The organism is Brevundimonas sp. (genome assembly GCF_035626535.1).
Lineage (GTDB): Bacteria > Pseudomonadota > Alphaproteobacteria > Caulobacterales > Caulobacteraceae > Brevundimonas.
The window spans coordinates 1-21,867 of the sequence record NZ_DASPNO010000042.1; the positions used below are offsets into that span (position 1 = coordinate 1).

The following is a 21,867-nucleotide window of genomic DNA, read 5'->3' on the forward strand; positions in this document are numbered from 1 at the left end:
GCCTTGGCTCATCATCTCCGTCTGCCTCGCTGGCTGTTCACCACTGGCTGGCCTTTCCTCAGCCGGGACCAGGATCGCGCCCGTCGATTTGAGCGCAGCAGCGGCTGAGTTGGAGCGGGGGTGCGGCCTCGCCGCGGGTTCGCTTCTCCACGTCACCTCCGACAGCGATCTGGAAGTGTGGCCCGTCACCCAGCCCCCAACCTATCCTCAGTTCGCCTGTGTGATGGAGGCCATCGAACAAGCGAAGCTGGAGAGGCGCGGTGTTCGGATCATTCTTGCTGGAGAGGATGATGCTCAATAAGCGGACTTCCGCTTTCGAACCCCGAGCGCGCGTCGGCTTCCGACCCGTTGCGGACATCAGAGCAGGTCAGCTTGGCATCGTTTCACCACGCCGCTAATGCAAGCAGACTATCGGGCGGGGATCAAAAATGGCTCTCTGGCAAGATGTGCTGGCGCAGCACTACAGGGGCAGTTGGGGCCAGATCGGTGAGAATTGTCCGTTTGCGGCAGGCCCGGTTCAGCAATTGCCGGTCGATTTTGAGGTGCTACGTTTCAAGCCGACCAGCACACGCGCCGTCTGGACCTATGCGACAGTGGGTATGTCGCAACCAAGAGAGCCAAACGCGGTAGAGCTTCACATCTTCGCACCCGAGGCATCACCGTCGATAGTTGAGTTGCTATACGCCACGGCTCATTACCATAGAACCGCTTCGCCGCTTGGGGTTGGTCATTCCGTCAACTTCGGCAGACCCTGGCTTCCCGGCTCATCGTGCGACCACGGGCTTGTTAGCTTACCCTACCTCGATGGCCCCGACTTGAGGACGCTTGGGTCGATGGCGAGCGTGTCAGATGCCTTTGGCTGCTTCCGATCACAGCTTCTGAAGTCGCATTCAAACAAGCTGAGGGGCTGGACGCGCTGGAAGCCCGTTTTGACGACGGGCCGATTGAATACGCCAACCCGCGTCGCGATGCATTTGCATAACGGCTTTCGGGGGTGATCCGCGTATGTCGGCTATCCACCCCTAGGCGACGTTCCGCTCTCGAGCCATTGCGGACCTTCGGCAAACTAAGCATCGTGCGCGGGGGGTGACGATGAAAACGATAGTTGCAGCCGCCGCTGGCGTCGCCTTGCTGACGGCCACCGGTTGTTCTCAGACCGAAACTGCTCCCTCGGAGGCAGCGATGGTCCAACAGTGGGCGTCGGACAGAAGCGACTTCGAAACCATTCGCCAAGCCGTCACGAGGCCTCCGCGCATCCTTCGGATCGAGAGGGACGAGGATGGTGGTTTGTCCGTCCTCCCAGTAGACGCAAGCCGAGAGAGGGTCGCGACCATTGGCTCGCTGATGCAACGCCTTGGCGTCGATTCAGTATCCTCGGACCTTAGCTCGCAGCCGAGTGTGGACATCCTGGTGTTCGAACATGCGGGACGCGACCGCTATGAGTCGCGGATGTTCACACACAGACCGATTGCCCCCTCCACTGAACCGGTGGCGAGCATCGACAGCGTGATCCGAAGCGATCCGGACACAGATCACACGGTCTTCAGGTCGCTGGGCGAGAGTTGGTATATCCGAGCATCTTCGATCCCAGCCGCATCGCGACAATAACTGCGGCGGACAGGCGTAGGCGGAACGTCCGCTTCCCACCCATAGCGGAGGTCCTTGGGCCGGCCCAATCCGGACCTTCGGACGAGGGTGGCGAACCCCGGTTAGACACAGTCGGCCTAACTTCCTGATATTGTTGAATAATATCAAGCGCTTGGCGACCCCGGCAGGACTCCAACCTGCGACCTCGGCTTTAGGAAAGCCTTGCTCTATGCAGCTGAGCTACGGGGCCATCGCGGCTGACCTAGCGGGTCGGGACGCGCGGGGGAAGCGGCGCCGAAAGGGAAAATCTCTTCCGGCGGCGGGAGCCGCGTCGCCCCCCCGCCGGCGGACCTCGGGGATTGTGGTTAATCGGCTTTAAGATACAATATCTTGGGGTGAACAAATCCCGAATCGGGCCGTGTCGGTGATTCGGTCCTGATTCGTTTCGCCCCTGTTCCGCTTGCCGAAGCCTTGCCGTTTACGGACGGCGAAAAGCGCGCGGCGCCGCTTGAGGAACCCGTCAGTAACAGCCACCTTTTCAGTCTCATGAGCGACCGCGCCACCGGCATGGCCCCCTCGCGCGTCGTCGCGGTGCTGGGCCCCACCAATACCGGCAAGACCCATCTGGCGGTCGAGCGGATGCTGGGGCACGCCTCGGGCATGATCGGCCTGCCGCTGCGGTTGCTGGCGCGCGAAATCTACGACCGGATCGTCAAGCGGCGCGGCGCGGCGGCGGTGGCGCTGGTCACCGGGGAAGAGAAGATCGTCCCCCCGCGGGCCCACTATTTCGTCTGCACCGTCGAGGCCATGCCGATGGAGCGGACGGTGGAGTTCCTGGCGGTCGACGAGATCCAGCTGGTGGCCGATCCCGAGCGCGGCCACGTCTTCACCCAGCGTCTGCTGCACGCCCGCGGCCGGTTCGAGACCATGTTCCTCGGCGCCGGCACCATGGCACCGCTGATGCGGGCGCTGGTCCCCGACGTCGAGATCGTCGAGCGCGAGCGCCTGTCGACGCTGAGCTACGCCGGCTCGAAGAAGCTGACCCGCCTGCCCCGCCGCAGCGCCATCGTCGCCTTCAGCACCGAGCAGGTCTACGCCATCGCCGAACTGATCCGGCGCCAGCGCGGCGGCGCGGCGGTGGTCATGGGTAGCCTCAGCCCCCGCACCCGTAACGCCCAGGTCGAGCTGTTCCAGTCCGGCGAGGTCGACTTCCTCGTCGCCACCGACGCCATCGGCATGGGACTGAACATGGAGGTCGATCACGTCGCCTTCGCCGGCCTGCGCAAATTCGACGGGCGGAGGACGCGCTGGCTGCACGCCCATGAGATCGGCCAGATCGCCGGCCGGGCCGGGCGGCACCTGCGCGACGGCACGTTCGGGGTCACCGGCGAGGCCATCGAGCTGGATCCCGACCTCGTCGAACAGGTGGTCGAGCACCGCTTTGACCCGGTCGAGGCGGCCGAGTGGCGCAACGCCCGGCTGGACTTCGACACCCTGCCCGATCTGCTCCGCTCGCTGACGGTGACGCCCGGGGTGCGTGGGCTGAATCTGACCCAGCCGGCGCTGGACGAGACCCTGCTGCGGCGGCTGGTCAAGGACGAGGAGGTGGCGCGGATCGGCCGTTCTCGCGGCGCCATCATGCGGCTGTGGGAGGCCTGCCAGCTGCCCGACTTCCAGAAGACCACGCTGGACGAACACGCCCGGCTGGCGAAGGAGATCTTCGAGGCGCTGACCGGCCGGCGCGGCCGGCTGACCGACGACTGGATCGCGCCGCGCTTCGCCGACCTCGACCGCGACGACGGCCAGATCGACCAGCTCTCGGCGCGGCTGAGCGGGGTGCGGACGCTGAGCTATATCGCCAACCGGCCCGACTGGCTGGACCAGGCGCAGGACTGGCGCGACCGTACCAAGGCGCTCGAGGAGCGGCTGTCGGACGTGCTGCACGAGCGGCTGACGGCGCGCTTCGTCGACCGGCGCACCACCGCCCTGATGCGGGCGCTGAACGTGCGGGAGGATGCGGTCGCCGATGTGGACGCCGACGGCGCGGTGGTGGTCGAGGGTCACGCGGTGGGCCGTCTCTCCGGCGTCGACTTCCAGATCGACAAGGGCGCCAGCACGCTGGAGGACCGGGCCTTGCGTCAGGCGGCCCGACAGGCCGTGACGCCCGAGATCGCGCGACGGCTGGGGCGGCTGGCGGCGGACACCGACGACGCCTTCGCCGTGACGCCGGACGGGGCGGTGCTCTGGCGCGGGGCGCAGGCGGGACAGGTCGCCGGCGGCAACTGGTTCGCGCCGCGGGTGCGGCTGCTGGGCGAACTCGGCCCGGTGGCGGCGCGAGAGCGGGCGCAGCGGCGGCTCGAAGCCTGGCTCGCGGGCGAGGCCGGACGGGCGCTGAGGGCCTTGCGGCGGCTGAAGACGGCGGTCGAGAGCGGCACGCTGAAGGGGTTGCCGCGCGGCGTCGCCTTCCGGCTGGTCGAGGCCGGCGGGGTGATCGACCGGCGAGACGTCGAGCGCGACCTGGCCGCGCTGAGCCAGGTCGAGCGGCGCACCCTGAAAAGCTTCGGCGTCCGGCTGGGGGCCCATTCGGTTTGGCTGCCGGCCCTGCTGAAGGGACGCGGCGCCTCGGTGGCGCAGGCCTTCGTGGCGGGCGAACCGTTCCGCCCGGGGCCGAAGGCGCTGACGGTCCTGCCCGAGGCGACCCCCTCGCCGCGGCTGCTGTCCGCCTTCGGCCTGCGCGCTGTCGGACGGGTCGCCGCCGGGGTGGAGATGCTGGAGTCGTTGGCCGAGCGGCGGGCGCGCAACAAGGGCGCGCTGACCGAAACCGATCTGAACGAACTGGGCGTCACGCCGGAGCAGGCCAGGGCCCTCGCCGGAGCGCTGAAATCGACGCGGGCGCAGCAGCCGGATCGCGCCGGCCGGGCGAAGGCGGCGCCTGACTCCCCCTTCGCGGCCCTGTCAGTGCTGGCCGCGCCCTCACCCGCGCGGCGGAAGCGGCCCCGCAAGCGGACCGCCAAGTGACCGAAATCAGCTGCCGCATCGATGTCTGGCTGTGGCGCGCCCGCTTCGCGAAGAGCCGCTCGCTGGCGGCCGCCATGGTCGAGCGGGGCGCGGTCAGGCTGACCCACAACGGCGTGCAGACCCGGCTCGACAAGCCCAGCCGCAGCGTCCACGTCGGCGACGGTCTGGTGTTCGCCCTCGGCGGCCGGCTGATCGACCTGACGGTGGAGGCGCTGGGCGAACGGCGCGGCCCGGCCGGAGAGGCCCGGACCCTCTACGCCGCCCGTGATCCCGGAAGCGAGCCGGCCCGCGACACGGGCACCGGTTGACAGCGTTCGCCGCCGGGGTCATCTGCGCAACCCGTCCCCCGGCAACCGCGAACGCTTTCCGCTCAATGACCTACATCGTCACCGACGCCTGCGTGAAATGTAAGTTCATGGACTGCGTCGAGGTCTGCCCGGTCGACTGCTTTTACGAGGGCGAGAATTTCCTCGTCATCGCGCCGGACGAATGCATCGACTGCGGCGTCTGCGAGCCGGAGTGCCCGGTCGACGCCATCAAGCCGGACACCGAGGACGAACCCGACGGCAAATGGCTGATGGTCAATGCCGAATACGCCAAGGTCTGGCCGAACATCACGGTCAAGGGCGCGCCGCCCGCCGACGCGGAACAGTTCGAGCGCGAGACCGGCAAGTTCGAGAAATACTTCTCACCCAACCCCGGCAAGGGTTCCTGATCGCCGTTCCTTTGCGCTGACCCGCGCCCCATGGTCTGCTGCACCGGGGAGGACCGCCCATGCGCGACATACGGGGGCTGCCGCTGCCGGGACGGCAAATGCTGGCGGCGGGGCTGATGGGCTTCGGCGTCATCAGCCTCTATTTCAGCCACCTCATCAACGGCCTGCAGCCGTTCGACGCGCCGCAGTGGGGGATCTGGCTGAATGGCGCAGTTCTGTTGCTGGCCGGAGCGGGGCTGGCGTGGAGCCGGACCGCGCGGCCGACGGCGCTGACGCTGTGGGGGCTGCTGACCCTTCTGCTGTTCACGCACGCGCCGGGACTGGTCGCCGCGCCCGGCGACGCCGTCCGCTGGGTCTCGGCGATGGAGGTTCTGGGGCTGATGTCGGCGGCCATGCTGATCGCCGCCCCGGGACGGGCCGACCTGACGCCGGCGGCGCGGATGGCGGTTGGCCTGATGCTGGTCGTGTTCGGCGTGGTGCACTGGATGTACGTCGAGGCCATCGCCGGGATGATCCCGGAGTGGATGCCGGGCCGGGCCCTGTGGCCATGGGTCACAGGCGCCGCCAACATCGCGGCCGGACTGGCGCTGGTCAGCGGCGTCATGGCGCGGCTCGCCTCGGCGCTGGTCGGGGCCATGTTCGCCTCGTGGATCCTGCTGGTGCACCTGCCCCGGCTGCTCGCCACGCCGGGCGATCGCAGCGAATGGGTCGCATGTGCGCTGGCCTTCGCCCTGACCGGCGTCGCCTGGACGGTCCATCGCGCGCTTTCACAATACGGAGAGGATTTACAGCCTTCCGTGCGCTGACGCTGTGGACGTTTTGAAATTCCGCAGATTTGTGATAGGTTACTGTCATTGGGTCGGGCGGTCTGCGATTTCTTCGCGCCGCCCGCGTTTGCGACAGAATCCCGTCCACGCAGGCGGGATCGGCCAGAGGTTTGGTGATCCGTTTCTGATTTGACGATTGAGTTTCGCGCCGGCGGTTCTTGCCGCGGGACGAGCCCCCGTCGTTTCACGTTTTCGTCTCACCCCGCCGTCTCGCGCCGGGAAAGGAATGACATGACGAACAAGACTGGTCTGGAATTCAAGGTTGGCGACGCGGTCGTCTATCCGGCGCACGGCGTCGGCAAGGTGGCGGCTGTCGAGACCCAGGAAGTCGCGGGCATGTCTCTGGAGGTCTATGTCGTGACCTTCGATCACGAGAAAATGACCCTGCGGGTGCCGACCAAGAAGGCCAAGACCGCCGGCCTGCGTTCGCTGGCCGCCGACGACGTGGTGTCGAAGGCCCTGACCACGCTGAAGGGCCGCGCCCGCATCAAGCGCACCATGTGGTCGCGCCGCGCGCAGGAATACGAGGCCAAGATCAACTCGGGCGACCTGATCTCGATCGCCGAGGTGGTCCGCGACCTGCACCGCGCCGACAGCCAGCCGGAACAGTCCTATTCGGAGCGTCAGCTTTATGAATCGGCGCTGGACCGCATGGCCCGCGAGGTCGCGGCGGCCAACCGCATCGACAAGGACGCCGCCGTCGAACTGCTCGGCAAGTCGCTGAGCGCCAAGAAGGCCGTCATCGCCGCCGCCGAGGCCGCCGAAGAAGCCGAAGCCGCCTGATTTCGACGCGCATCGCTGTATGACGAAAGGCCCGGGAGTGATCCCGGGCCTTTTGTTTGGTGGCGGACAGCGTTCTCAGGAACGGGCGGCTGGCCCGCCGGCCGGGTCCGCTCGAGGCCACTCGCTCGCGAGCAACCCGTATCCGACAGAGTCCACCCAGCGCTCCAAACGGTAATCGTGGAAGGCTGATCTGTTCCGGGCCTCGAGACGGAAACCCAGCCGGGCCAGCAAATCCCTTGATGCGACGTTGTCGGCAGCGGTGGTCGCCACGACCCGATGGAGCCGTCTCCTGGAGAAGAGGTCGAACAGCACGGCCGTCAGCGCCTCGGTCGCGTATCCCTGCCGCCAGAACCGCGGGTGAAGGCTGTATCCGAGCTCGGCCTGCTTCTCTTCCGGATGACCGACGCATACGCCGATCTCGCCGATGACGACCCCGTCGCCCAGCTCCACGACGAGGCCATGCCAGCCGGCGGCCTCATCCGGCCTGGCTTCCATTTCGCTATACAGGGCCCGCAGCTGATCGAGCGTGCGACGCGCGCGGCCGTGCCCGACCAGCTCGTGGATTTCGTGGACCGCTTCCGCGTCGGCCGCTCGGAGGGGTCGGATGCGGAGCCGCTCGGTGTTCATCCGGACACTTTGGCGCGGGGGGCCGGCGGCGGCAACGACCGTCGGGGCTGATCGACCGCGACAGGCACGCCATGCGGGCAACCTTTGTCGCGGATCCGCTAAAATCCCCGGCCGCCGACGACGCGAGTTCCAAGCCGTCGCATCTGGCGGAAGGAAGGCGGCGAGTGGCGAAATGTCGTCGACGTCTCGCCGGGTTCGGCGCCTATGCCTTGAGTCCGCCCGGCAACCTCGACGAGGCGACGCGGGACGGTTCGCCGGTCAGAAATACTCGGCGTTGGCCGGGCACTGGGCGGCGAGGCGGCGGGCGGTGATGCTGGCCGGCAGGTAGGGCGTGCCGCGAGCCAGCTGGGCCCCGCCGCGGAAGGAGAAGCTCTCCTGCTGGTAGGTGCCGTTCAGGCGCACATTGACGCGCCGGCCCTTGCGGTCCTCGCAGGTGCCCTCGAAGCGGGCGTTGCCGTTACCCACCTGGCGCACCGGATAGGTGCACCGCCAGCGGCGCGTCGACAGGCCGCCGAAGAAGCGGTTGATCTCGCTGGGGCGAACGCATTTGGTCTCGGTGTCGCGCACGCCCACGGCGCTGGTGGTGTATTCCCAGTAGCCGGGCAGGACGGTGTCCGCGCTGGACTGGGGAGTCATCGCGGCCTGCGGCGCGACGGGCGCGGCGAGGAACAGGGCGCCGGCGACCACAGGCGCGGCGGTGGCGGCGACACGAACGAGGACGGAAGGCTTCATGGAGGTCCCGGGGTTGAATTTCGGTCTCATGACTAGTGCCGATATATGGCGGCAATTGAACGGCGGCTGAACGGCTCCGTTGCGCGGTCCAAGTCTTGACGGGACGAGGATTCCTCCTCTATACGCCCCCCTCTCGCGCGGGATGACCTCCCGCGCGCACCTGTTTCATGCGTCCGCTTCGTATCGTGGACCGCTCCGAAGGATAGTCAGATGTCGCGTCGCTGCGAACTCACCGGTATCGGCCCGATGGTCGGCCACAGCGTGAGCCACTCGAACATCAAGACCAAGCGCCGGTTCCTGCCGTCGCTGAAGGCGGTCAAGGTCACGTCGGAGGCCCTCGGCCAGACCTTCTCGCTGCGCATCTCGAACGCCGCGCTGCGCACCCTGGACTACAAGGGCGGTCTGGACCCGTTCATCGTCAAGGCTCGCGACGAGCAGCTGTCGGTCGCCGCCCAGCGCATCAAGCGCCAGGTCAAGGCCAAGCTGGCCGAGCAAGCCGCCGCCTGATCGGCGACGCCATCAAGATCTGAAGAGGCCGGTGGAAACACCGGCCTTTTTCTTTGCGCGCGGCGGGGCCAGGGTCATCCTCATGACCCGCGACGAGATGTTCGCCTACGCTCTGAGCCAGCCCGGCGCCGAGGATTCGACCCTGCACGGCGGCCGCTGCATCCGCGTGCGGGGACACTGGATCGTCAACGAAGGGCGCGAGCCGGACGCGCTGGCGCTCGCACTGGATCTCGACACCGTGGCCTTTCTGAAAGAGACCGAGCCGGAGGCCTATTTCCAGACCCCGCACTACGAGGGCTGGCCCGCCGTGCTGGTTCGGCCGGAGCGGGCCGATGACGACCGGCTGCGGGAGCAGATCGACAAGGCCTGGGCCCGCCGGGCCACGAAGGCCCAGCGGCTGGCGCGCGGCCTGTAGGCTTTGCGGTTGCGCCGGTGGCGGCGGGCATTAGGCTGGCGCCGTTCACAGCCGGGAGTCCTCCGTGTCCCTGATCGCCTGCCGCGCCGCCCTGATGGGCGTCTCCCTGCTCGCCCTCGCCGCCTGCGCCGCCGGTCCCGGCGACATGGCCATGACCACGGACTCGCCGGCGTGGGTCGAGCCTGACCCGGCGCCGCCACCGCAACAGGCCCCGGCGCGGGAATCCACCGCCTTCACCCTCGGCACCGACCAGCCGCGGGCGCCGGAGCAACTGGCGGTGCGGTTCGACAAGGCCGACCTGACGATCAAGGTGATCCCGGACGACAAGGCCATCGACGCCGTCGCCCTGCTGGATTTCACCGCCACCTCGCCCGTCGACCGGCTGGTGGTCGAGCTGGACACCTTGCTGACCGTCTCGGAGGTCGCCGTGAACGGCGCGCCCGTCCCCGCCGGCCGCTGGTCCAATCCCGAGGGCCGGATGACGGTCCAGCTGGCGGAGCCGCTGGCAGCCGGCGAGACGGCCGAGCTGCGCATCGCCTATGCGGGCCAGCCGCGCGTGGCGCCGATGGCGCCCTGGGACGGCGGCTTCGTCTGGGCCACGGCCCCGTCGGGCGAGCCCTGGATCGCCACTGCGGTCCAGCCCGAGGGCTGCGACATCTTCTGGCCCTGCATCGACCATCCGCTCGCCGAGCCGGGCCGGGTGGACCTGCACATCACCGTGCCGTCCAACCTGTCGGCGCCGTCGAACGGGAAATTCCTCGGCACGGTCGATCACGGCGACGGCTGGACGACGTGGAACTGGTCGGCGGCCAATCCCAACACCTACGCCATCGCCCTGAACATCGGCCCGTACGTTGAGATCGCCGACACCTACGAGAGCCGCTTCGGCAACCGCTATCCGATCCAGTACTGGCACCTGAAGTCCGACGATCCGGCCAAGGCGCGGGCCCTGTTCGACGAGATCGCCCCGATGCTCGACTTCTACGAGGCGACGGTCGGCCCCTACCCGTTCGGCGACGAGAAGATGGGCGTGGTCGAGACGCCGCACCTCGGCATGGAGCACCAGACGATCAACGCCTACGGCAACGAGTACAAGCTGGACGGCCGCGGCTTCGACTGGCTGCTGCACCACGAACTGTCGCACGAGTGGTTCGGCAACCAGCTGACCAACCGCAACGCCGACGACATGTGGCTGCACGAGGGCCTCGGCAGCTACATGCAGCCGCTCTACGACCGCTGGCTGCACGGCGAGACCTTCATGCAGGCCTCGCTGCTGGACCAGCGCCGCGGGCTGATCAACAAATTCCCCGTAGTCTCGGGCGAGGAGAAGTCCGAGGACGAGGTCTACCAGGGCGACACCGGTCCGGGCCTCGACATCTACAACAAGGGCTCGCAGATCGCCCACAGTCTGCGCATGCTGATCGGCGACGAGGCCTTCTTCCGCTCCGTGACCCGGCTGGTCTACGGCACGGCGACGCCACGTCCGGGCGAGTTCCGGCCGCGCTACGGCACGACCGACGAGTTCCTGGCCATCGTCAACGAGGAGACGGGCCGGGACCTGACCTGGTTCTTCCAGGGCTACCTCTACCAGGCCGTCCTGCCCGACCTGCGCCAGACGCGGGCCGATGGGGAACTGACGCTGGAGTGGGTCACCGGCAACGGCGGCGTCTTCCCGATGCCGGTCGAGGTCGAGATCGACGGCCGCCGGCAGACGGTGGCGATGACCGGCGGCCGCGGCCGGATCGCGGTCCCGGCGGGCGCCCATGTGCTGATCGATCCGGACAACAAGGTGCTGCGCCGGCTGGACTTCATCGAGGCCTGGAAGGCGGCGGGCGGGGGTTCGGACTGACCCGTTTCGCCCTCCTCGCCGCCCTGCTGCTTGCGGCCTGCGGCGGCCCTGCCCTGACGCCCCGCCCGCTCGAACTGATCCCGGCGGACGGCGAGCGGACCTTCATGCGGTGGAACAACGGCTGGCGACTGTCACTCGCGCCACCACGGTTTCCCTACAACCGCGAGACGGTCGTCTTCGCAGGCATGTCCGGCGCGGGCGCCGGCAGTCCGTTCGGCTGCGGCGTCGAATACGCTCCTGCCGGCTATTTCAGCATGGCCCGCGGGCCGCTGGTCTGCGCCATCGGCCAATCCGGCGGCGCGGTGCGGCTCGCGCCGGTCGGCAGAGCGCTCCACTACCGGGTGTTCGACGCCGCGCCGACATCCGGCGGCCTGACCGTCGTGACCGCTCCGCACGGCGGCGGCGCATTGGTGACGACCCTGTCGCCTCGCGGAGACATCCTGAGCGAGAGGCTTCTGCCGGTGCGAAACCCCGACCAGGTCGTGATCCTGCCATCGGGACGGCTGGTCGTCCTGAAGCAAGAGGACGACGGCTGCGGCTGGACCGTCCTCGACCTCGAGGGCGAAGCGCCCCGGCAGGTCTCCAGAACCCCGGCCGATCACGCCTACCAGTGCCAGTCGTCCAGCTCCGCGCGCACCGTTCTCCGCGACCAGACCACAGGCGAGGCCTATCTGCATTTCGACCACCCGACCCGACATCGCCTGTACAGGATCGGCGAACCGGGGCCCGGCGGGCCTGCCGTGCTGGCGGCGGCGGATATCGCGGACGGCGTGCCCCTGAACGAATCCTCAGAGCCCAGCACCCTGATGGTCAACGACGGCGTTCTGCTGTTCAGCGCCGGACGGAACGCGACTTTCGGAGCCCGGATCGGCGTCCGTGACCTTGCCGCCAGTCGGAGCGGCTATGTCGACCTGCCGGGATCGGGCTCGTCCCAGCCGAGCTCCAACGCCGGCGTCATCGCCTTTCTGCCGCCAGCCGCCGCGGGGGGAGCGCCCCGCGTGGTGCTGCAGCATCCGCACACCGGTCATTCGACGATCGGGACGATCGACGTATCGGCGGCGGTCGACGACTAGCCTCCCTCCAGCGCCTCCGCCGTCACCGACTGCCGCACCAGCTGGCAGGCGCCCTGGGTGGTCAGGAAGGCGATGTCGGCGGCGTCGCGGCCGCAGGCGATGCGCACCAGCCCCTCGACCGGCGCCAGTCCCGTCGGATCGACCAGCCACCAGCCGTTCGAGAGCCAGACCTCGAAGATGGCGTGGAAATCCGGCGGCGTCAGCTGATGGGCGTAGGCGCTGACCGCCCGGGCCGGAATGCCCGAGGCCCGGCACAGGGTGATGCCCATGTGGGTGAAGTCGCGGCACACGCCGGCGCGGTCGATGAAGGTGCGGGCGGCGGTGGTCTCGCTGTCGGACGCGCCCGGCTCATAGTCGATTTCGGCGCGGATCCAGTCGAGGATTTTCAGCACCCGGTCGCCGCCGACGGTGCCGCCGAAGGTACGTTCCGCGAAGCGCCCGAACTGGTCGGACGGGCAGTAGCGGCTGGGGTTCAGATAGGGCAGGACCTCGGCCGGCAGGTCGTTCCAGTCGTGCTGGACGGTGACCGGCGGCAGCCCCTTGAGCGTGCCGTTGTCGACCACGGCCTCATAGGTCAGGGCGACCTCGCCGGACAGGTGGGCGCGCAGGGTGCGGGCCCCGAACTCCTCGTCCTGGTCCTCGATGAACTCGACGGCGGGCGCGGTGGTCAGCCGCTCCTCGAGGATGGCCTGTCCCGGCCAGTGCGCCACCTGGATCTTGTAGATCGCGTCGGTAGGCGGGTCGAAGCGATAGACGAGGTCGGCGCGGACGCGAATTTTCATGGGGCCGGACTGCGCCGACCCCATGGTTTCGTCAATCCGTCAGCCGCGGACTTCAATCGCTGTCGGAATCGTCGCCCGAGACGACCACGATCGCAGCCGCGATGACGCCGGCGATGGCGAGAAGGCCGATAACCGGGATGCCCGCGAATTCGCTGGACGCTTCGGCCCTGGCTCCGACGCGGTCGCCGACCCGGGCGAACCCCTGGCTGGTCGCCGCCGCCTGACCGGCGATCAACAGACATCCAGCCGTGACGGCTGCAAGCGTCTTCTTCATGGCATCTCTCCCGATTTACCTCATGCCCAAATGGCCCGACCGGGAGTTATGTTCCCGTATCACGGGTATCAGACAATCTCAGGATCTCCGGCGTCCCAGCCATGGCAGGGCGAACAGCAGCGGCAGGGCGAAAAAGACGAAGTGGCCGCCCGTGGCGAAGTAGACGGCGACGCTGACCGCGACCGCCACGACCACCACGATCAACATCACGCCGGGCCGCATGGATCCTCCCTGAGCCGCCGCATTCAACAGCGAACCGGCGCGCGGCGCGGTGGTTCCGGCGTCCCGCGTCAGGGCTCCAGTTCGATGTCCCAGTAGAGGTAGTCGAGCCAGCTCTGGTGCAGATAGTGGGGCGGGAACCGGCGGCCGAACTCCTGAAGCTGCCAGGCGCTGGGCCGGTGCGGAGTGCGGCGGATGGGCATGCCGGCCTGCTGGGGCGTGCGACCGCCCTTCTTCAGGTTGCACGGGCTGCAGGCGGCGACGATGTTCTCCCACGTCGTGCGTCCGCCCCGGCTGCGCGGGATCACATGGTCGAAGGTCAACTCGGTCGTCGCGTTGCAATACTGGCAGGCGAAACCGTCGCGCAGAAAGACGTTGAAGCGGGTGAAGGCGGGCTGCCGATCCTGATCGACGTAGTTCTTCAGCGCGATCACGCTGGGCAGGACGATTTCCATCGAGGGACTGCGCACGACCTTGTCGTAGGTCGAGACCACATCGACGCGATCCTGGTAGACCGCCTTGACCACCTCTTCCCACGGCCAGATCGACAGCGGGTAGTAGGACAGCGGCCGGAAGTCGGCGTTGAGCACCAGCGCAGGCCAGCCGGACGGGGGGCGGCTCAGGACCTGCATCAGGCCCTCGCCATGCGAACGAGGCTTATCGACGCGACCGGACTGAAGACACGTCTCCTTCCCTGGCTGTGTCCGAATCCTACGCCTGATTCGACAGCTTGGCGATGACGGCCGGACGACGTTTCGACAACGCTCAGCCCCGCGCCGCGCTCCCGGGGAAGGCCGGCAGGCTCCAGCCCCAGATCAGGGCCCCGGCGCGCAGGGCGAAGCCGCAGGGCGCGGCGATCAGGGCCGCCGGCCACGCCTCGAGCCCGGCGGCGCGGGCGACCACATAGATGGTCGCGGCCAGCAAGGCCGCCGAGACGGTGATCTCGCGCCGCAGCAGGATCGACGGCTGGCCCGCCAGAAGATCGCGGACGATGCCGCCGAAACAGGCGGTCAGGGCCCCCATGACGATGCAGATCAGCGGCGCCACGCCGAAGATCTCGGCCTTCGCCGCTCCGAAGACGCCGTAGGCCGCGAGCCCGATGGCGTCGAGCCACAGCAGGGCGCGGAAGCGCCACGGCCGGGCGCCGACCATCCACACCGCCACGGAGGCGGCGACGCAGACGGCGATGTAGCGCCAGTCGCCGACCCAGAACACCGGAGCGCCGATCAGCAGGTCGCGCAGGGTGCCGCCGCCGACCCCGGTGATGGCGCCAAAGAAGGCGAAGGTGACGAGGTCATGCCGCTCGCGCGCCGCCGCCAGGGCGCCGGTGGCCGCGAACACCGCTACGCCGGCGAAATCCAGAGCGCCGAGCACGGTCTCAGGGGTGGCCAGCGCTGGATCGACGATCGGGGTCACTCTGGTCTCTCTCTATCGTCTCGCGCGCGGCGCTCGCCTACTTGAGAGACGGGGCCTCCTTCAGCGCGACATCGCCACGCTTCACCGCTCCATACCATCCCCACAGCAGATGCGCCGCAACGCTGCGGTGCGGGCGCCAGATTTCGGCGCGGATGTAGGCCTCCTTCTCGCGCGGACGCAGGGCCGCGCCATCGGCCCAGCGCATCGCTTCCTGCAGGGCGATATCGCCGGCCGGGAAGACGTCCCGCCGGCCCTCGCAGAACATCAGGAAGGTTTCGGCCGTCCATTTGCCGACGCCCTTGATCGCCGTCAGGGCGGCGATGGCTTCCCCGTCCGACAGCCGCTCCAGGTGATCGAAATCGATGCGCCCCTCGACATGGGCGCGGGCGATCTCATGCCCGTACGTCGCCTTCTGAATGGAGAGGCCGAAGGTTCGCAGCGTCTCGATGTCCATGGCGAGCATCCGTTCGGGAGTCACCTCGCCGCCGAGCCCGGCCTCCACGCGCGCCCAGATCGCCGCGGCCGACGCCAGCGAGACCTGCTGGTCGACGATCATGTGAAACAGGCCTTCGAACCCACCGACGCGGCGGCGCCACTCGAAGGCCGGAGTCTGGGCATGCGCCTGCGCGAGGGCCGGATCGAGGTCCACGACCGCCCGCCGCGCCGCCTCGATATCGTCCAGCCAGTAAGGTGTCTGCATGCGCCAACCTTGGCGGGCGGGCTCGGGCGCCACAAGCGCGACGGCTGTGATCGCGTCCGCTTCCCGCTATCCTGCCCCCGATGTTCGCCACCCGCTTCGCCCCCTCGCCGACCGGCCGCCTTCACAAGGGCCACGCCTTTTCGGCCCTGACGGCCTGGAGGGCGGCGCGGGACGCGGGCGGCCGCTTCATCCTGCGGATCGAGGATATCGACCCGACGCGATGCCGGCCGGAATTCGAAGCGGGAATCCTCGAGGATCTGCGATGGCTGGGTCTGGACTGGGAAACCCCGGTCCGGCGGCAATCGGAGCATCTGACCGACTACGCCACGGTGGTGGACGTGCTGAACCGGCGGGGCCTGCTGTATCGCTGCTTCCGCACCCGCAAGGACATTCTCGACGCCATCGGCGACGCTCCGCACGGCGCGGCCGAAGCGCTGCGCCCCGGTCCTCATCCGGCCGACGAGGAGGCCACCCTGCTGGCCGAGGGGCGGCCGTTCGCCTGGCGGCTGTCGCTGGATCGCGCGCGGGAGGTGCTGGGCGGGCGGGCCTGGGGGGCGCTGGCCTTCGTCGAGGAGGGCCGGGGTCCCGGCGGCGAGCGCGGCCTGATCCGGGCCCGCCCGGAGACCGCGGGCGACGTCGTGGTGGCCCGCAAAGACGCCGGAGCCGCCTATCATGTGGCGGTCACCCACGATGACGACCTTCAGCGCGTCACTCATGTGATCCGCGGCGAGGACCTGTTCGAGGCGACCCACATCCAGGTGCTGTTGCAGGCGCTGATGGGCTGGCCGACGCCGGTCTACCGTCACCATCGCCTGCTGACCGGCGACGATGGCCGGCGGTTCGCCAAGCGGGACAACTCCGTTACCCTGGCGCAACTGAGGGCGGAGGGCGCCAGTCCGGAGACGCTGCGCGCCGGGTTGGGCTTCTGATCAGACCGCCAGCCGGCCATCGGCCTCGTCGGCGGGGAAGACCACGTCCTTGTCCGGCTTCTCCGCGCCGACGCCGGGCGCCCCGAGCCGGGTCAGGACATGGCGGATGACATTCAGCCGGGCCGTCTTCTTGTGGTCGGTGGCCACCACCGTCCACGGGGCATGGGCCGTATGAGTCTCCGCCAGCATCCGGTCGCGCGCGGCGGAGTAGGCGTCCCAGCGCTTTTGGGCCTCGGCGTCGAGCGACGTGATCTTGAACCGTTTGAGCGGGTCTTCGACCCTTTCGGCCAGACGCTCCGCCTGCTCCTCCTTCGAGATGTCGAACCACAGCTTGATCAGCAGGATGCCGGAATCGACCAGCATGCGTTCGAATCGCGGTGCGTCCTTCAGGAACTGTTCGTGCTGCGCCGGGGTGCAGAACCCCATCACCGGCTCGACGCCGGCCCGGTTGTACCAGGAGCGATTGAAGATGGACGTTTCGCCCGCTGCGGGCAGGTGGGGAGCGTAACGCTGGAAATACCACTGGCTGCTCTCGCGCTCGCCCGGCTTGGGCAGGGCGAAAACCCTGGTCTGCCGCGGCGACATGTATTCGGTCAGACGCTTGATCGAGCCGTCCTTGCCGGCGGCGTCGCGACCCTCGAAGACCATCACGACCCTGAGCCCCGCGTCGATGGCCCAGGCCTGGGCCTCGACGAGCTTGAGCTGAAGACGTTCCAGTTCGGGCTGATAGGCGTCCGGTTTCTTTCCCATGGCGGGAGCTTGGGCCCGCCGACGGCGCCGCACAAGATGACCGAATGTTCAGGTGCCGCCGGACGGAGCGCCCGTTAGAGTTCCGCCAAATTCCGGGAGACGTCATGAACATCATCCGGCGCGCGCTGCTGGGCTGGGCCGCGGGCCTCCCGGCGCTGACGGCCATGCCGGCGTTGGCCCGGGCGGAGACTTTCGACGAGGCGCTGGATGCCGCCTTCCGGGTCGGTCCTCCGGCGCTGGCTGGCGGCGTGGCGACGCCCGACGGCCTGATCTGGTCGGGCGTCCGGGGCGTGCGGCGCGCCGCGTCCGACGAGGCGGCCACGACGATGGACCGCTGGCATCTCGGCTCGAACACCAAGGCGATGACCGCCGCCGTCTTCGCCCGACTGGTCGAGCAGGGCCGGACGCACTGGGGCCTTACGCTGGCGGAGGTGTTCCCGGACGCGGCGCTCGATCCGGCGTGGCGGGACGTCCCCATCGAGGCCGTGATGCGCCATCGGGCCGGGATGCTGGACCAGCCTGAACTCGGCATGGCCTGGCTCATGACGGCCCGCGCCGATCCCCGCCCCCTGCCCGCCCAGCGGGCAGCGCTGGCCGCCGCGGCCCTGGCCCGGGCGCCGGGTGGCCGCCCGGGGAGCTTCGCCTACGCCAACCTGAACTACGTCATCGCCGGGGCGGCGATCGAGGCGATCACCGGCGGCGCGTGGGAGGACGCCATGCGGGCCGAGGTGTTCGGGCCGTTGGGCCTGTCCAGCGCCGGCTTCGGCGCTCCCCCTGACCCGAACGCCTGGGGCCATCGTCAGCTCGGCGGCCGACCGACGCCGATGGACCCGTCCAGTCCCGGGGCCGACAATCCAGCCGCTCTCGGCCCCGCCGGCACAGCCCACATGACCGTGGCCGACTACGCCCGCTGGACCCGCGCAATCAGCGGCGATGGCGACTGGCTGTCCGGCGAAAGCCTGACCCGGCTGAACACCACGACAGAGACCGAACCGGCCTACAGTCTCGGATGGATCGTGCAACCGGCGCCGCCGTCCGGCGCCTTCGCCGGGGCCGGCGACACCCTCGCCCACGAGGGCTCCAACACCATGTGGCACACGCTCGCGGTCGTCGCCCCGACGCCCGGGCTCGCGGTCTTCACCTTCGCCAACGATGGAACGAAGGGGCCCGCGGCGTGCCGGATGCTGGCGCAGAGGCTGATCGCGCTTACCGGCTGAGTTCGCGCCCCCTGTTCGGCCGGGCGCGGCGCGGTCTATGAGTGGCCCGGCATGGATCGCGATTTCGCCGATTTCTGGAACCTGCTGTGGGAGGCCGGGCTCGGCCTGTGCGCGGCGTTCGCCCTGCTGAACGCCTTCGCGCCGCGTCAGGACCTTCCGTGGAAGCCGCTGGACCTGAACCATCCGATCGGACAGGCCACAGCGGCCAAGGTCGCCGACTTCGAGCTGGCCCGCACCGCCGCGCCGGAGGAGATCAAGGCCGTCACCGACGCCTGCATGCAGGTGCTGCGCGAGGCTGGCGTGCAGGTCCAGCGGGCCGAGGACCGCGACGACGGCGGCTTCTGCGTCGTGCGCGGGGCGGTCAGGATCACCGGCGGGGCGGTGACGCCGCTCGCGCCCGGCGGGCTGGTCATGCAGTGCCCCCTGGCGGTGCGCTACGTGATCTGGGACCGGCAGGTGCTGCAGCCGGCGGCGGCGGCCACCTTCGGATCGCGGGTGGCGCGGGTCGAGAACTACGGCTCCTATTCCTGCCGCCGCCTGTACGGCCAGACGGACGTGGCGGTGCGGCCCTCCGAGCATGCCCGGGCCAATGCGCTGGACATCGCAGGCGTGACGCTCGAGGACGGCCGGACCATCTCCGTGGCCAACGACTGGACCGGCGAGGGCCGGCGCGGCGAGGAAGGGCGGAGCTTCCTGAAGCGCATCCGGGACGGGGCCTGCCGTGTGTTCTCGACCGTGCTGACGCCGGACTACAACGAGGCGCACAAGGATCATCTGCACCTCGACGGCGCGCGGAGAGGCCTGTGCGCCTGACCTCCGGTAACCCTGTTCGCCGGCGGTCCGAATCGGTTTGCGGTTGACCGGCCCCGCTTTGCGCGAGAGAAATGCCCCGCAGTCCGGATTTGGCGCGGCTTCCAACCCCGTGCAGCGCTCCTTCGCCTGAACGAGCTTGTCCAGATGGGCTGACGGGCGACCCCATGACGGGCGCCTGCCTGGAAAGCGCGTTTACGGAGACGCAGACATGGCGACCGGCACGGTCAAGTGGTTCAACCCCACCAAGGGCTACGGCTTCATCCAGCCCGATGGCGGCGGTCAGGACGTGTTCGTTCACGTCACGGCCGTTCAGAAGGCGGGCCTGCAAGGCCTCGATGAGAACGCCAAGGTCGAATACGAGCTGGAATCCCAGCGCGGCAAGACCTCGGCGGTGGAGCTCAAGCTGCTTTGATGCCGGGCCGCGGTCAGAAGGCTCCGCCTTCTCGACCCGACGCGGCCTGGTCGAGCTGAACCGAAAATCTACGGAACGGGCGCGGCGGCTTCGGCCTCCGCGCCCTTCTTTGTTCAGGCCGCGCTCGTCGGCCGTTCCGGACCTCCCGACCCGACGCGGCCAGGTCTCTGCCCGGCGGACCACTGCGCCAGCACCACCCCGGTCAGCAGGGCCGCCGCGCCGGCCAGCTGGGCGCCGGTCATGGTCTCGGCGAACAGCATCCAGCCGAGCACCGCCGCGACCACCGGCTGGATCAGCACCGTCACCGCCGTCAGGGCCGCCGGCAGCCGGCCGAGCGCCCAGGCGACGCCGCCCTGCCCCGCCACATGCACCAGCCCCAGCCCGGCGCAGGCCAGCCAGCCGGCCGCCGACGCGGGCGCCAGGGGCTCGCCCAGCGCCAGCGACACGCCGAGCAGCAGCGGCAGGCCCAGCGCCGTCGACCACAGCATGATCCGTCCCGCCGAGGCCCGCCCGCGCAGCACCTTCACGGTCAGGAAATAGCCGGCGTACCAGAGCGCCGTCACCGCCGCGAACAGGTCGCCCAGCCGCGGATCCGGCCCCTGCCGCCCGTCCGCCCCCGCCGACATCGTCCATGCCCCCACCAACGCCACGGCCAGCGCCAGCAGGAACAGCGCCCGCGGCCGCTCGCGGAACATCAGCCAGGCCACGGCCGTGACCACCACCGGCGTCAGATTTGTCAGGGTCGTGGCGTTGGCCACCGAGGTGAAGGCGATCGAATAGTGCCAGAAGGCCAGGTCGAGCACGAAGAACAGCGCCGCCAGCCCCATAAGCAGCGACGGCCGCCCCGGCCCGCGCTCGTCCTCCGCCTGCCCCGGCCGCAGCACCAGCAGCATCAGCCACGGCAGGGCGAAGGCGAAGCGCCAGAACCCCGCCGCCGCCGGCCCCGTATCGGCCAGCCGCACGAGGATCGGGGCCAGCCCCAGCACCGCCGCCGAGACGACGAGAACGAGCAGGGCTTGCGTGCGGGCGGAGAGCATATCCGCCGTATAGCGGTCCTTCTCCCCTTGCGGGAGAAGGTGGCGGCCGAAGGCCGACGGATGAGGGGTCGACGGGACGCTGACACCCTCTGAAAGCCGCTCGCCGTCGACCGGTGCAACCCCTCATCCGGCCTCGCTGCGCTCGGCCACCTTCTCCCGCAGGGGGAGAAGGAAATCAGAATCGCCCCCCGCCCGTCATCAGCGCCGGCGTCGCCTGAGCATGAGGAAGGCGGCGGCGGGGAGCAGGGCGGCGGCGGCCCACGCCCCCGCCACGCGCAGGCCGCGCGGCCCGCCTCCCGCCTCTTCCCGCACCACCTCCGCGGTCGGGTCGAGCTCCTCGAGATCGGCGCCGGCGGCCATCGTCCCGGCGGCCTCCTGTTCCTGCAGCGGGGTCTGGGTCATCGGCTCATCCCCTCAATCGATCGGGCTCATGCGAGCCGACTCCGCAGCGTCGCCCCGGCTTTCGCGCGCCCCGCCCGACATCGACCCGCCGCAGCGTTCGAACTCCTCGCGGTAGCGGTCGGCCAGGCGCTCGTTCCTGTCGGACTTGTCCTTCAGGCGCAGGAACCAGTGCGACTCCTCCTCGTACATATGGGTCAGGACCGCGCCCTCGATATGGGCCAGCTTATCCTTCCACTCGGGCGTGGAGGGGGCGATGTTCTCCCACTCGGCCATCTGCATCTTGGCCGTGGTCTGTTCGGTATAGGCGTGGCCGGCGTGCATCTTCTCGCCGCACTGGGCCAGGGCCGGATACAGCACCACCTCCTCGGCCATGGAGTGGGCGTTGAGCATCACGGCCAGCTCGCGCATCGCCGCCACGCGGTCCTCGGCCGACTCGGCGTCGCGGCAGGCGGCGAAGCGGGCGCGGATCTCGTCGTGGTGGTCGAGCACCATCCACAGCCAGCCGCCGGTGCTGGCGACGGCGCGGGCGTTGGCGGTGGCCTCGTTGCGTTTCTCCTCGTTCGGCATGGGGGTGATCTTGCCGAGAACCTTGTCGACGACGGACATGGGCGGGGGTTCCTTTGCGGGGGTTGCGGGTCGCTAGGGCAACCGGGCGCGAGGGGGTGGAGTTCCCCGCAATCTCCCTCGCGCCCCGGGGAGGGTGGCGGAGCCGAAGGCGACGCCGGGCGGGGACGGCTGGCCGAAGCCGCGAACTCGCCGCGGGCCGCCCCCACCCTGTCGCCG

General features: G+C 69.3%; 26 protein-coding genes, 1 tRNA gene and 1 pseudogene. 15 read left to right on the forward strand and 13 right to left on the reverse strand.

The window, feature by feature from the left end; genetic code table 11:
- Both VEC04_RS06125 and VEC04_RS14200 read left to right on the forward strand, forming a co-directional pair.
- The coding region (locus tag VEC04_RS06125; RefSeq protein ID WP_324774869.1) for a hypothetical protein at positions 1-301 on the forward strand (301 nt) is incomplete at its 5' end.
- A gap of 543 nt (positions 302-844) precedes the next feature.
- Positions 845-982: pseudogene (locus VEC04_RS14200) on the forward strand (suppressor of fused domain protein); the annotation flags it as partial.
- A gap of 778 nt (positions 983-1,760) precedes the next feature.
- Here the strand turns inward: VEC04_RS14200 and VEC04_RS06130 are convergent.
- Positions 1,761-1,837: transfer RNA gene (locus VEC04_RS06130), tRNA-Arg, on the reverse strand.
- Between the two features lie 296 nt (positions 1,838-2,133).
- Here VEC04_RS06130 and VEC04_RS06135 point away from each other — a divergent pair.
- From VEC04_RS06135 to VEC04_RS06155, 5 genes are all read left to right on the forward strand, one after another.
- Positions 2,134-4,605 (forward strand): helicase-related protein, encoded by a 2,472-nt coding sequence (locus VEC04_RS06135; RefSeq protein WP_324774871.1) that lies wholly within the window; start codon positions 2,134-2,136, stop codon positions 4,603-4,605.
- Entirely contained in the window at positions 4,602-4,913 is a 312-nt protein-coding gene (locus tag VEC04_RS06140; protein WP_324774873.1) for an RNA-binding S4 domain-containing protein, read from the forward strand. Before VEC04_RS06135 ends, VEC04_RS06140 begins: the two co-directional genes overlap by 4 nt.
- Before the next feature lie 65 nt (positions 4,914-4,978).
- On the forward strand, positions 4,979-5,320 hold the full coding sequence (gene fdxA / locus VEC04_RS06145; protein WP_324774875.1) for a ferredoxin FdxA: 342 nt from the start codon (positions 4,979-4,981) through the stop codon (positions 5,318-5,320).
- 59 nt (positions 5,321-5,379) lie between these two features.
- Positions 5,380-6,126: a DoxX family protein gene (locus tag VEC04_RS06150; protein WP_324774877.1), complete on the forward strand. Its 747-nt coding sequence runs from the start codon at positions 5,380-5,382 to the stop codon at positions 6,124-6,126.
- Positions 6,127-6,378: 252 nt separating this feature from the next.
- On the forward strand, positions 6,379-6,930 hold the full coding sequence (locus VEC04_RS06155; RefSeq protein WP_168046434.1) for a CarD family transcriptional regulator: 552 nt from the start codon (positions 6,379-6,381) through the stop codon (positions 6,928-6,930).
- 75 nt (positions 6,931-7,005) lie between these two features.
- Here the strand turns inward: VEC04_RS06155 and VEC04_RS06160 are convergent, their stop codons facing one another.
- Together VEC04_RS06160 and VEC04_RS06165 are read right to left on the reverse strand one after the other, a co-directional pair.
- Positions 7,006-7,557: a GNAT family N-acetyltransferase gene (locus tag VEC04_RS06160; RefSeq protein ID WP_324774882.1), complete on the reverse strand. Its 552-nt coding sequence runs from the start codon at positions 7,555-7,557 to the stop codon at positions 7,006-7,008.
- A gap of 258 nt (positions 7,558-7,815) precedes the next feature.
- Positions 7,816-8,289 (reverse strand): DUF3617 domain-containing protein, encoded by a 474-nt coding sequence (locus VEC04_RS06165; RefSeq protein WP_324774884.1) that lies wholly within the window; start codon positions 8,287-8,289, stop codon positions 7,816-7,818.
- Positions 8,290-8,499: 210 nt separating this feature from the next.
- Between VEC04_RS06165 and rpmB the strand changes: the two genes are divergently transcribed.
- The 4 genes from rpmB to VEC04_RS06185 all read left to right on the forward strand — a co-directional run bounded on the left by rpmB (position 8,500) and on the right by VEC04_RS06185 (position 12,133).
- Entirely contained in the window at positions 8,500-8,796 is a 297-nt protein-coding gene (gene rpmB, locus VEC04_RS06170) for a 50S ribosomal protein L28 (protein ID WP_324774886.1), read from the forward strand.
- Positions 8,797-8,878: 82 nt separating this feature from the next.
- Positions 8,879-9,211, forward strand: coding sequence for an MmcQ/YjbR family DNA-binding protein (locus tag VEC04_RS06175; protein WP_324774889.1), 333 nt, complete (start codon positions 8,879-8,881; stop codon positions 9,209-9,211).
- A 64-nt stretch (positions 9,212-9,275) separates the two neighbouring features.
- Positions 9,276-11,060, forward strand: coding sequence for a M1 family metallopeptidase (locus VEC04_RS06180; RefSeq protein WP_324774891.1), 1,785 nt, complete (start codon positions 9,276-9,278; stop codon positions 11,058-11,060).
- Between the two features lie 104 nt (positions 11,061-11,164).
- The gene (locus VEC04_RS06185; protein ID WP_324774894.1) at positions 11,165-12,133 is read left to right on the forward strand and encodes a hypothetical protein; all 969 of its coding nucleotides are present in this window, start codon (positions 11,165-11,167) and stop codon (positions 12,131-12,133) included.
- On the opposite strand, the gene VEC04_RS06190 is transcribed toward VEC04_RS06185, so the two are convergent.
- From VEC04_RS06190 to VEC04_RS06215, 6 genes are all read right to left on the reverse strand, one after another.
- Entirely contained in the window at positions 12,130-12,915 is a 786-nt protein-coding gene (locus VEC04_RS06190; RefSeq protein ID WP_324774896.1) for a transglutaminase family protein, read from the reverse strand. The two genes, VEC04_RS06185 and VEC04_RS06190, sit on opposite strands and share 4 nt — an antisense overlap.
- A gap of 52 nt (positions 12,916-12,967) precedes the next feature.
- Positions 12,968-13,189, reverse strand: coding sequence for a hypothetical protein (locus VEC04_RS06195; RefSeq protein ID WP_324774899.1), 222 nt, complete (start codon positions 13,187-13,189; stop codon positions 12,968-12,970).
- A gap of 78 nt (positions 13,190-13,267) precedes the next feature.
- Positions 13,268-13,411, reverse strand: a complete 144-nt coding sequence (locus VEC04_RS06200) for a hypothetical protein (protein WP_324774901.1) — start codon at positions 13,409-13,411, stop codon at positions 13,268-13,270.
- A 68-nt stretch (positions 13,412-13,479) separates the two neighbouring features.
- A complete protein-coding gene (locus VEC04_RS06205; RefSeq protein ID WP_324774943.1) occupies positions 13,480-14,043 on the reverse strand; it encodes an HNH endonuclease in 564 nt (187 codons plus the stop codon).
- A gap of 130 nt (positions 14,044-14,173) precedes the next feature.
- Positions 14,174-14,824, reverse strand: coding sequence for a trimeric intracellular cation channel family protein (locus VEC04_RS06210; protein ID WP_324774903.1), 651 nt, complete (start codon positions 14,822-14,824; stop codon positions 14,174-14,176).
- Between the two features lie 37 nt (positions 14,825-14,861).
- Positions 14,862-15,524, reverse strand: coding sequence for a DNA-3-methyladenine glycosylase (locus VEC04_RS06215; RefSeq protein ID WP_324774905.1), 663 nt, complete (start codon positions 15,522-15,524; stop codon positions 14,862-14,864).
- Between the two features lie 80 nt (positions 15,525-15,604).
- Here VEC04_RS06215 and gluQRS point away from each other — a divergent pair, with 80 nt between their 5' ends.
- A complete protein-coding gene (gene gluQRS / locus VEC04_RS06220) occupies positions 15,605-16,453 on the forward strand; it encodes a tRNA glutamyl-Q(34) synthetase GluQRS (RefSeq protein WP_324774908.1) in 849 nt (282 codons plus the stop codon).
- On the opposite strand, the gene ppk2 is transcribed toward gluQRS, so the two are convergent.
- Positions 16,454-17,203, reverse strand: coding sequence for a polyphosphate kinase 2 (gene ppk2 / locus VEC04_RS06225; protein WP_324774910.1), 750 nt, complete (start codon positions 17,201-17,203; stop codon positions 16,454-16,456).
- A 104-nt stretch (positions 17,204-17,307) separates the two neighbouring features.
- Between ppk2 and VEC04_RS06230 the strand changes: the two genes are divergently transcribed.
- From VEC04_RS06230 to VEC04_RS06240, 3 genes are all read left to right on the forward strand, one after another.
- Entirely contained in the window at positions 17,308-18,420 is a 1,113-nt protein-coding gene (locus tag VEC04_RS06230) for a serine hydrolase domain-containing protein (protein WP_324774913.1), read from the forward strand.
- Positions 18,421-18,471: 51 nt separating this feature from the next.
- On the forward strand, positions 18,472-19,233 hold the full coding sequence (locus VEC04_RS06235; RefSeq protein WP_324774916.1) for an extensin family protein: 762 nt from the start codon (positions 18,472-18,474) through the stop codon (positions 19,231-19,233).
- A gap of 208 nt (positions 19,234-19,441) precedes the next feature.
- Positions 19,442-19,645, forward strand: coding sequence for a cold-shock protein (locus VEC04_RS06240; protein WP_056451926.1), 204 nt, complete (start codon positions 19,442-19,444; stop codon positions 19,643-19,645).
- A 113-nt stretch (positions 19,646-19,758) separates the two neighbouring features.
- On the opposite strand, the gene VEC04_RS06245 is transcribed toward VEC04_RS06240, so the two are convergent.
- From VEC04_RS06245 to VEC04_RS06255, 3 genes are all read right to left on the reverse strand, one after another.
- On the reverse strand, positions 19,759-20,682 hold the full coding sequence (locus VEC04_RS06245; RefSeq protein WP_324774919.1) for a DMT family transporter: 924 nt from the start codon (positions 20,680-20,682) through the stop codon (positions 19,759-19,761).
- Positions 20,683-20,880: 198 nt separating this feature from the next.
- On the reverse strand, positions 20,881-21,084 hold the full coding sequence (locus VEC04_RS06250) for a hypothetical protein (RefSeq protein ID WP_324774921.1): 204 nt from the start codon (positions 21,082-21,084) through the stop codon (positions 20,881-20,883).
- 12 nt (positions 21,085-21,096) lie between these two features.
- On the reverse strand, positions 21,097-21,690 hold the full coding sequence (locus VEC04_RS06255; RefSeq protein WP_324774923.1) for a hemerythrin domain-containing protein: 594 nt from the start codon (positions 21,688-21,690) through the stop codon (positions 21,097-21,099).
- Positions 21,691-21,867 lie beyond the last annotated feature (177 nt).

Excerpts from the sequence above, each read along its gene's own strand:
- VEC04_RS06135 (WP_324774871.1), top strand. The coding sequence starts at position 2,134 with ATGAGCGACCGCGCCACCGGCATGGCCCCCTCGCGCGTCGTCGCGGTG.
- fdxA (WP_324774875.1), top strand. The coding sequence starts at position 4,979 with ATGACCTACATCGTCACCGACGCCTGCGTGAAATGTAAGTTCATGGAC.
- VEC04_RS06150 (WP_324774877.1), top strand. The coding sequence starts at position 5,380 with ATGCGCGACATACGGGGGCTGCCGCTGCCGGGACGGCAAATGCTGGCG.
- VEC04_RS06155 (WP_168046434.1), top strand. The coding sequence starts at position 6,379 with ATGACGAACAAGACTGGTCTGGAATTCAAGGTTGGCGACGCGGTCGTC.
- VEC04_RS06160 (WP_324774882.1), bottom strand. The coding sequence starts at position 7,557 with ATGAACACCGAGCGGCTCCGCATCCGACCCCTCCGAGCGGCCGACGCG.
- VEC04_RS06165 (WP_324774884.1), bottom strand. The coding sequence starts at position 8,289 with ATGAAGCCTTCCGTCCTCGTTCGTGTCGCCGCCACCGCCGCGCCTGTG.
- rpmB (WP_324774886.1), top strand. The coding sequence starts at position 8,500 with ATGTCGCGTCGCTGCGAACTCACCGGTATCGGCCCGATGGTCGGCCAC.
- VEC04_RS06175 (WP_324774889.1), top strand. The coding sequence starts at position 8,879 with ATGACCCGCGACGAGATGTTCGCCTACGCTCTGAGCCAGCCCGGCGCC.
- VEC04_RS06185 (WP_324774894.1), top strand. The coding sequence starts at position 11,165 with ATGCGGTGGAACAACGGCTGGCGACTGTCACTCGCGCCACCACGGTTT.
- VEC04_RS06190 (WP_324774896.1), bottom strand. The coding sequence starts at position 12,915 with ATGAAAATTCGCGTCCGCGCCGACCTCGTCTATCGCTTCGACCCGCCT.
- VEC04_RS06195 (WP_324774899.1), bottom strand. The coding sequence starts at position 13,189 with ATGAAGAAGACGCTTGCAGCCGTCACGGCTGGATGTCTGTTGATCGCC.
- VEC04_RS06200 (WP_324774901.1), bottom strand. The coding sequence starts at position 13,411 with ATGCGGCCCGGCGTGATGTTGATCGTGGTGGTCGTGGCGGTCGCGGTC.
- VEC04_RS06215 (WP_324774905.1), bottom strand. The coding sequence starts at position 15,524 with ATGCAGACACCTTACTGGCTGGACGATATCGAGGCGGCGCGGCGGGCG.
- gluQRS (WP_324774908.1), top strand. The coding sequence starts at position 15,605 with ATGTTCGCCACCCGCTTCGCCCCCTCGCCGACCGGCCGCCTTCACAAG.
- ppk2 (WP_324774910.1), bottom strand. The coding sequence starts at position 17,203 with ATGGGAAAGAAACCGGACGCCTATCAGCCCGAACTGGAACGTCTTCAG.
- VEC04_RS06230 (WP_324774913.1), top strand. The coding sequence starts at position 17,308 with ATGAACATCATCCGGCGCGCGCTGCTGGGCTGGGCCGCGGGCCTCCCG.
- VEC04_RS06235 (WP_324774916.1), top strand. The coding sequence starts at position 18,472 with ATGGATCGCGATTTCGCCGATTTCTGGAACCTGCTGTGGGAGGCCGGG.
- VEC04_RS06240 (WP_056451926.1), top strand. The coding sequence starts at position 19,442 with ATGGCGACCGGCACGGTCAAGTGGTTCAACCCCACCAAGGGCTACGGC.
- VEC04_RS06245 (WP_324774919.1), bottom strand. The coding sequence starts at position 20,682 with ATGCTCTCCGCCCGCACGCAAGCCCTGCTCGTTCTCGTCGTCTCGGCG.
- VEC04_RS06250 (WP_324774921.1), bottom strand. The coding sequence starts at position 21,084 with ATGACCCAGACCCCGCTGCAGGAACAGGAGGCCGCCGGGACGATGGCC.
- VEC04_RS06255 (WP_324774923.1), bottom strand. The coding sequence starts at position 21,690 with ATGTCCGTCGTCGACAAGGTTCTCGGCAAGATCACCCCCATGCCGAAC.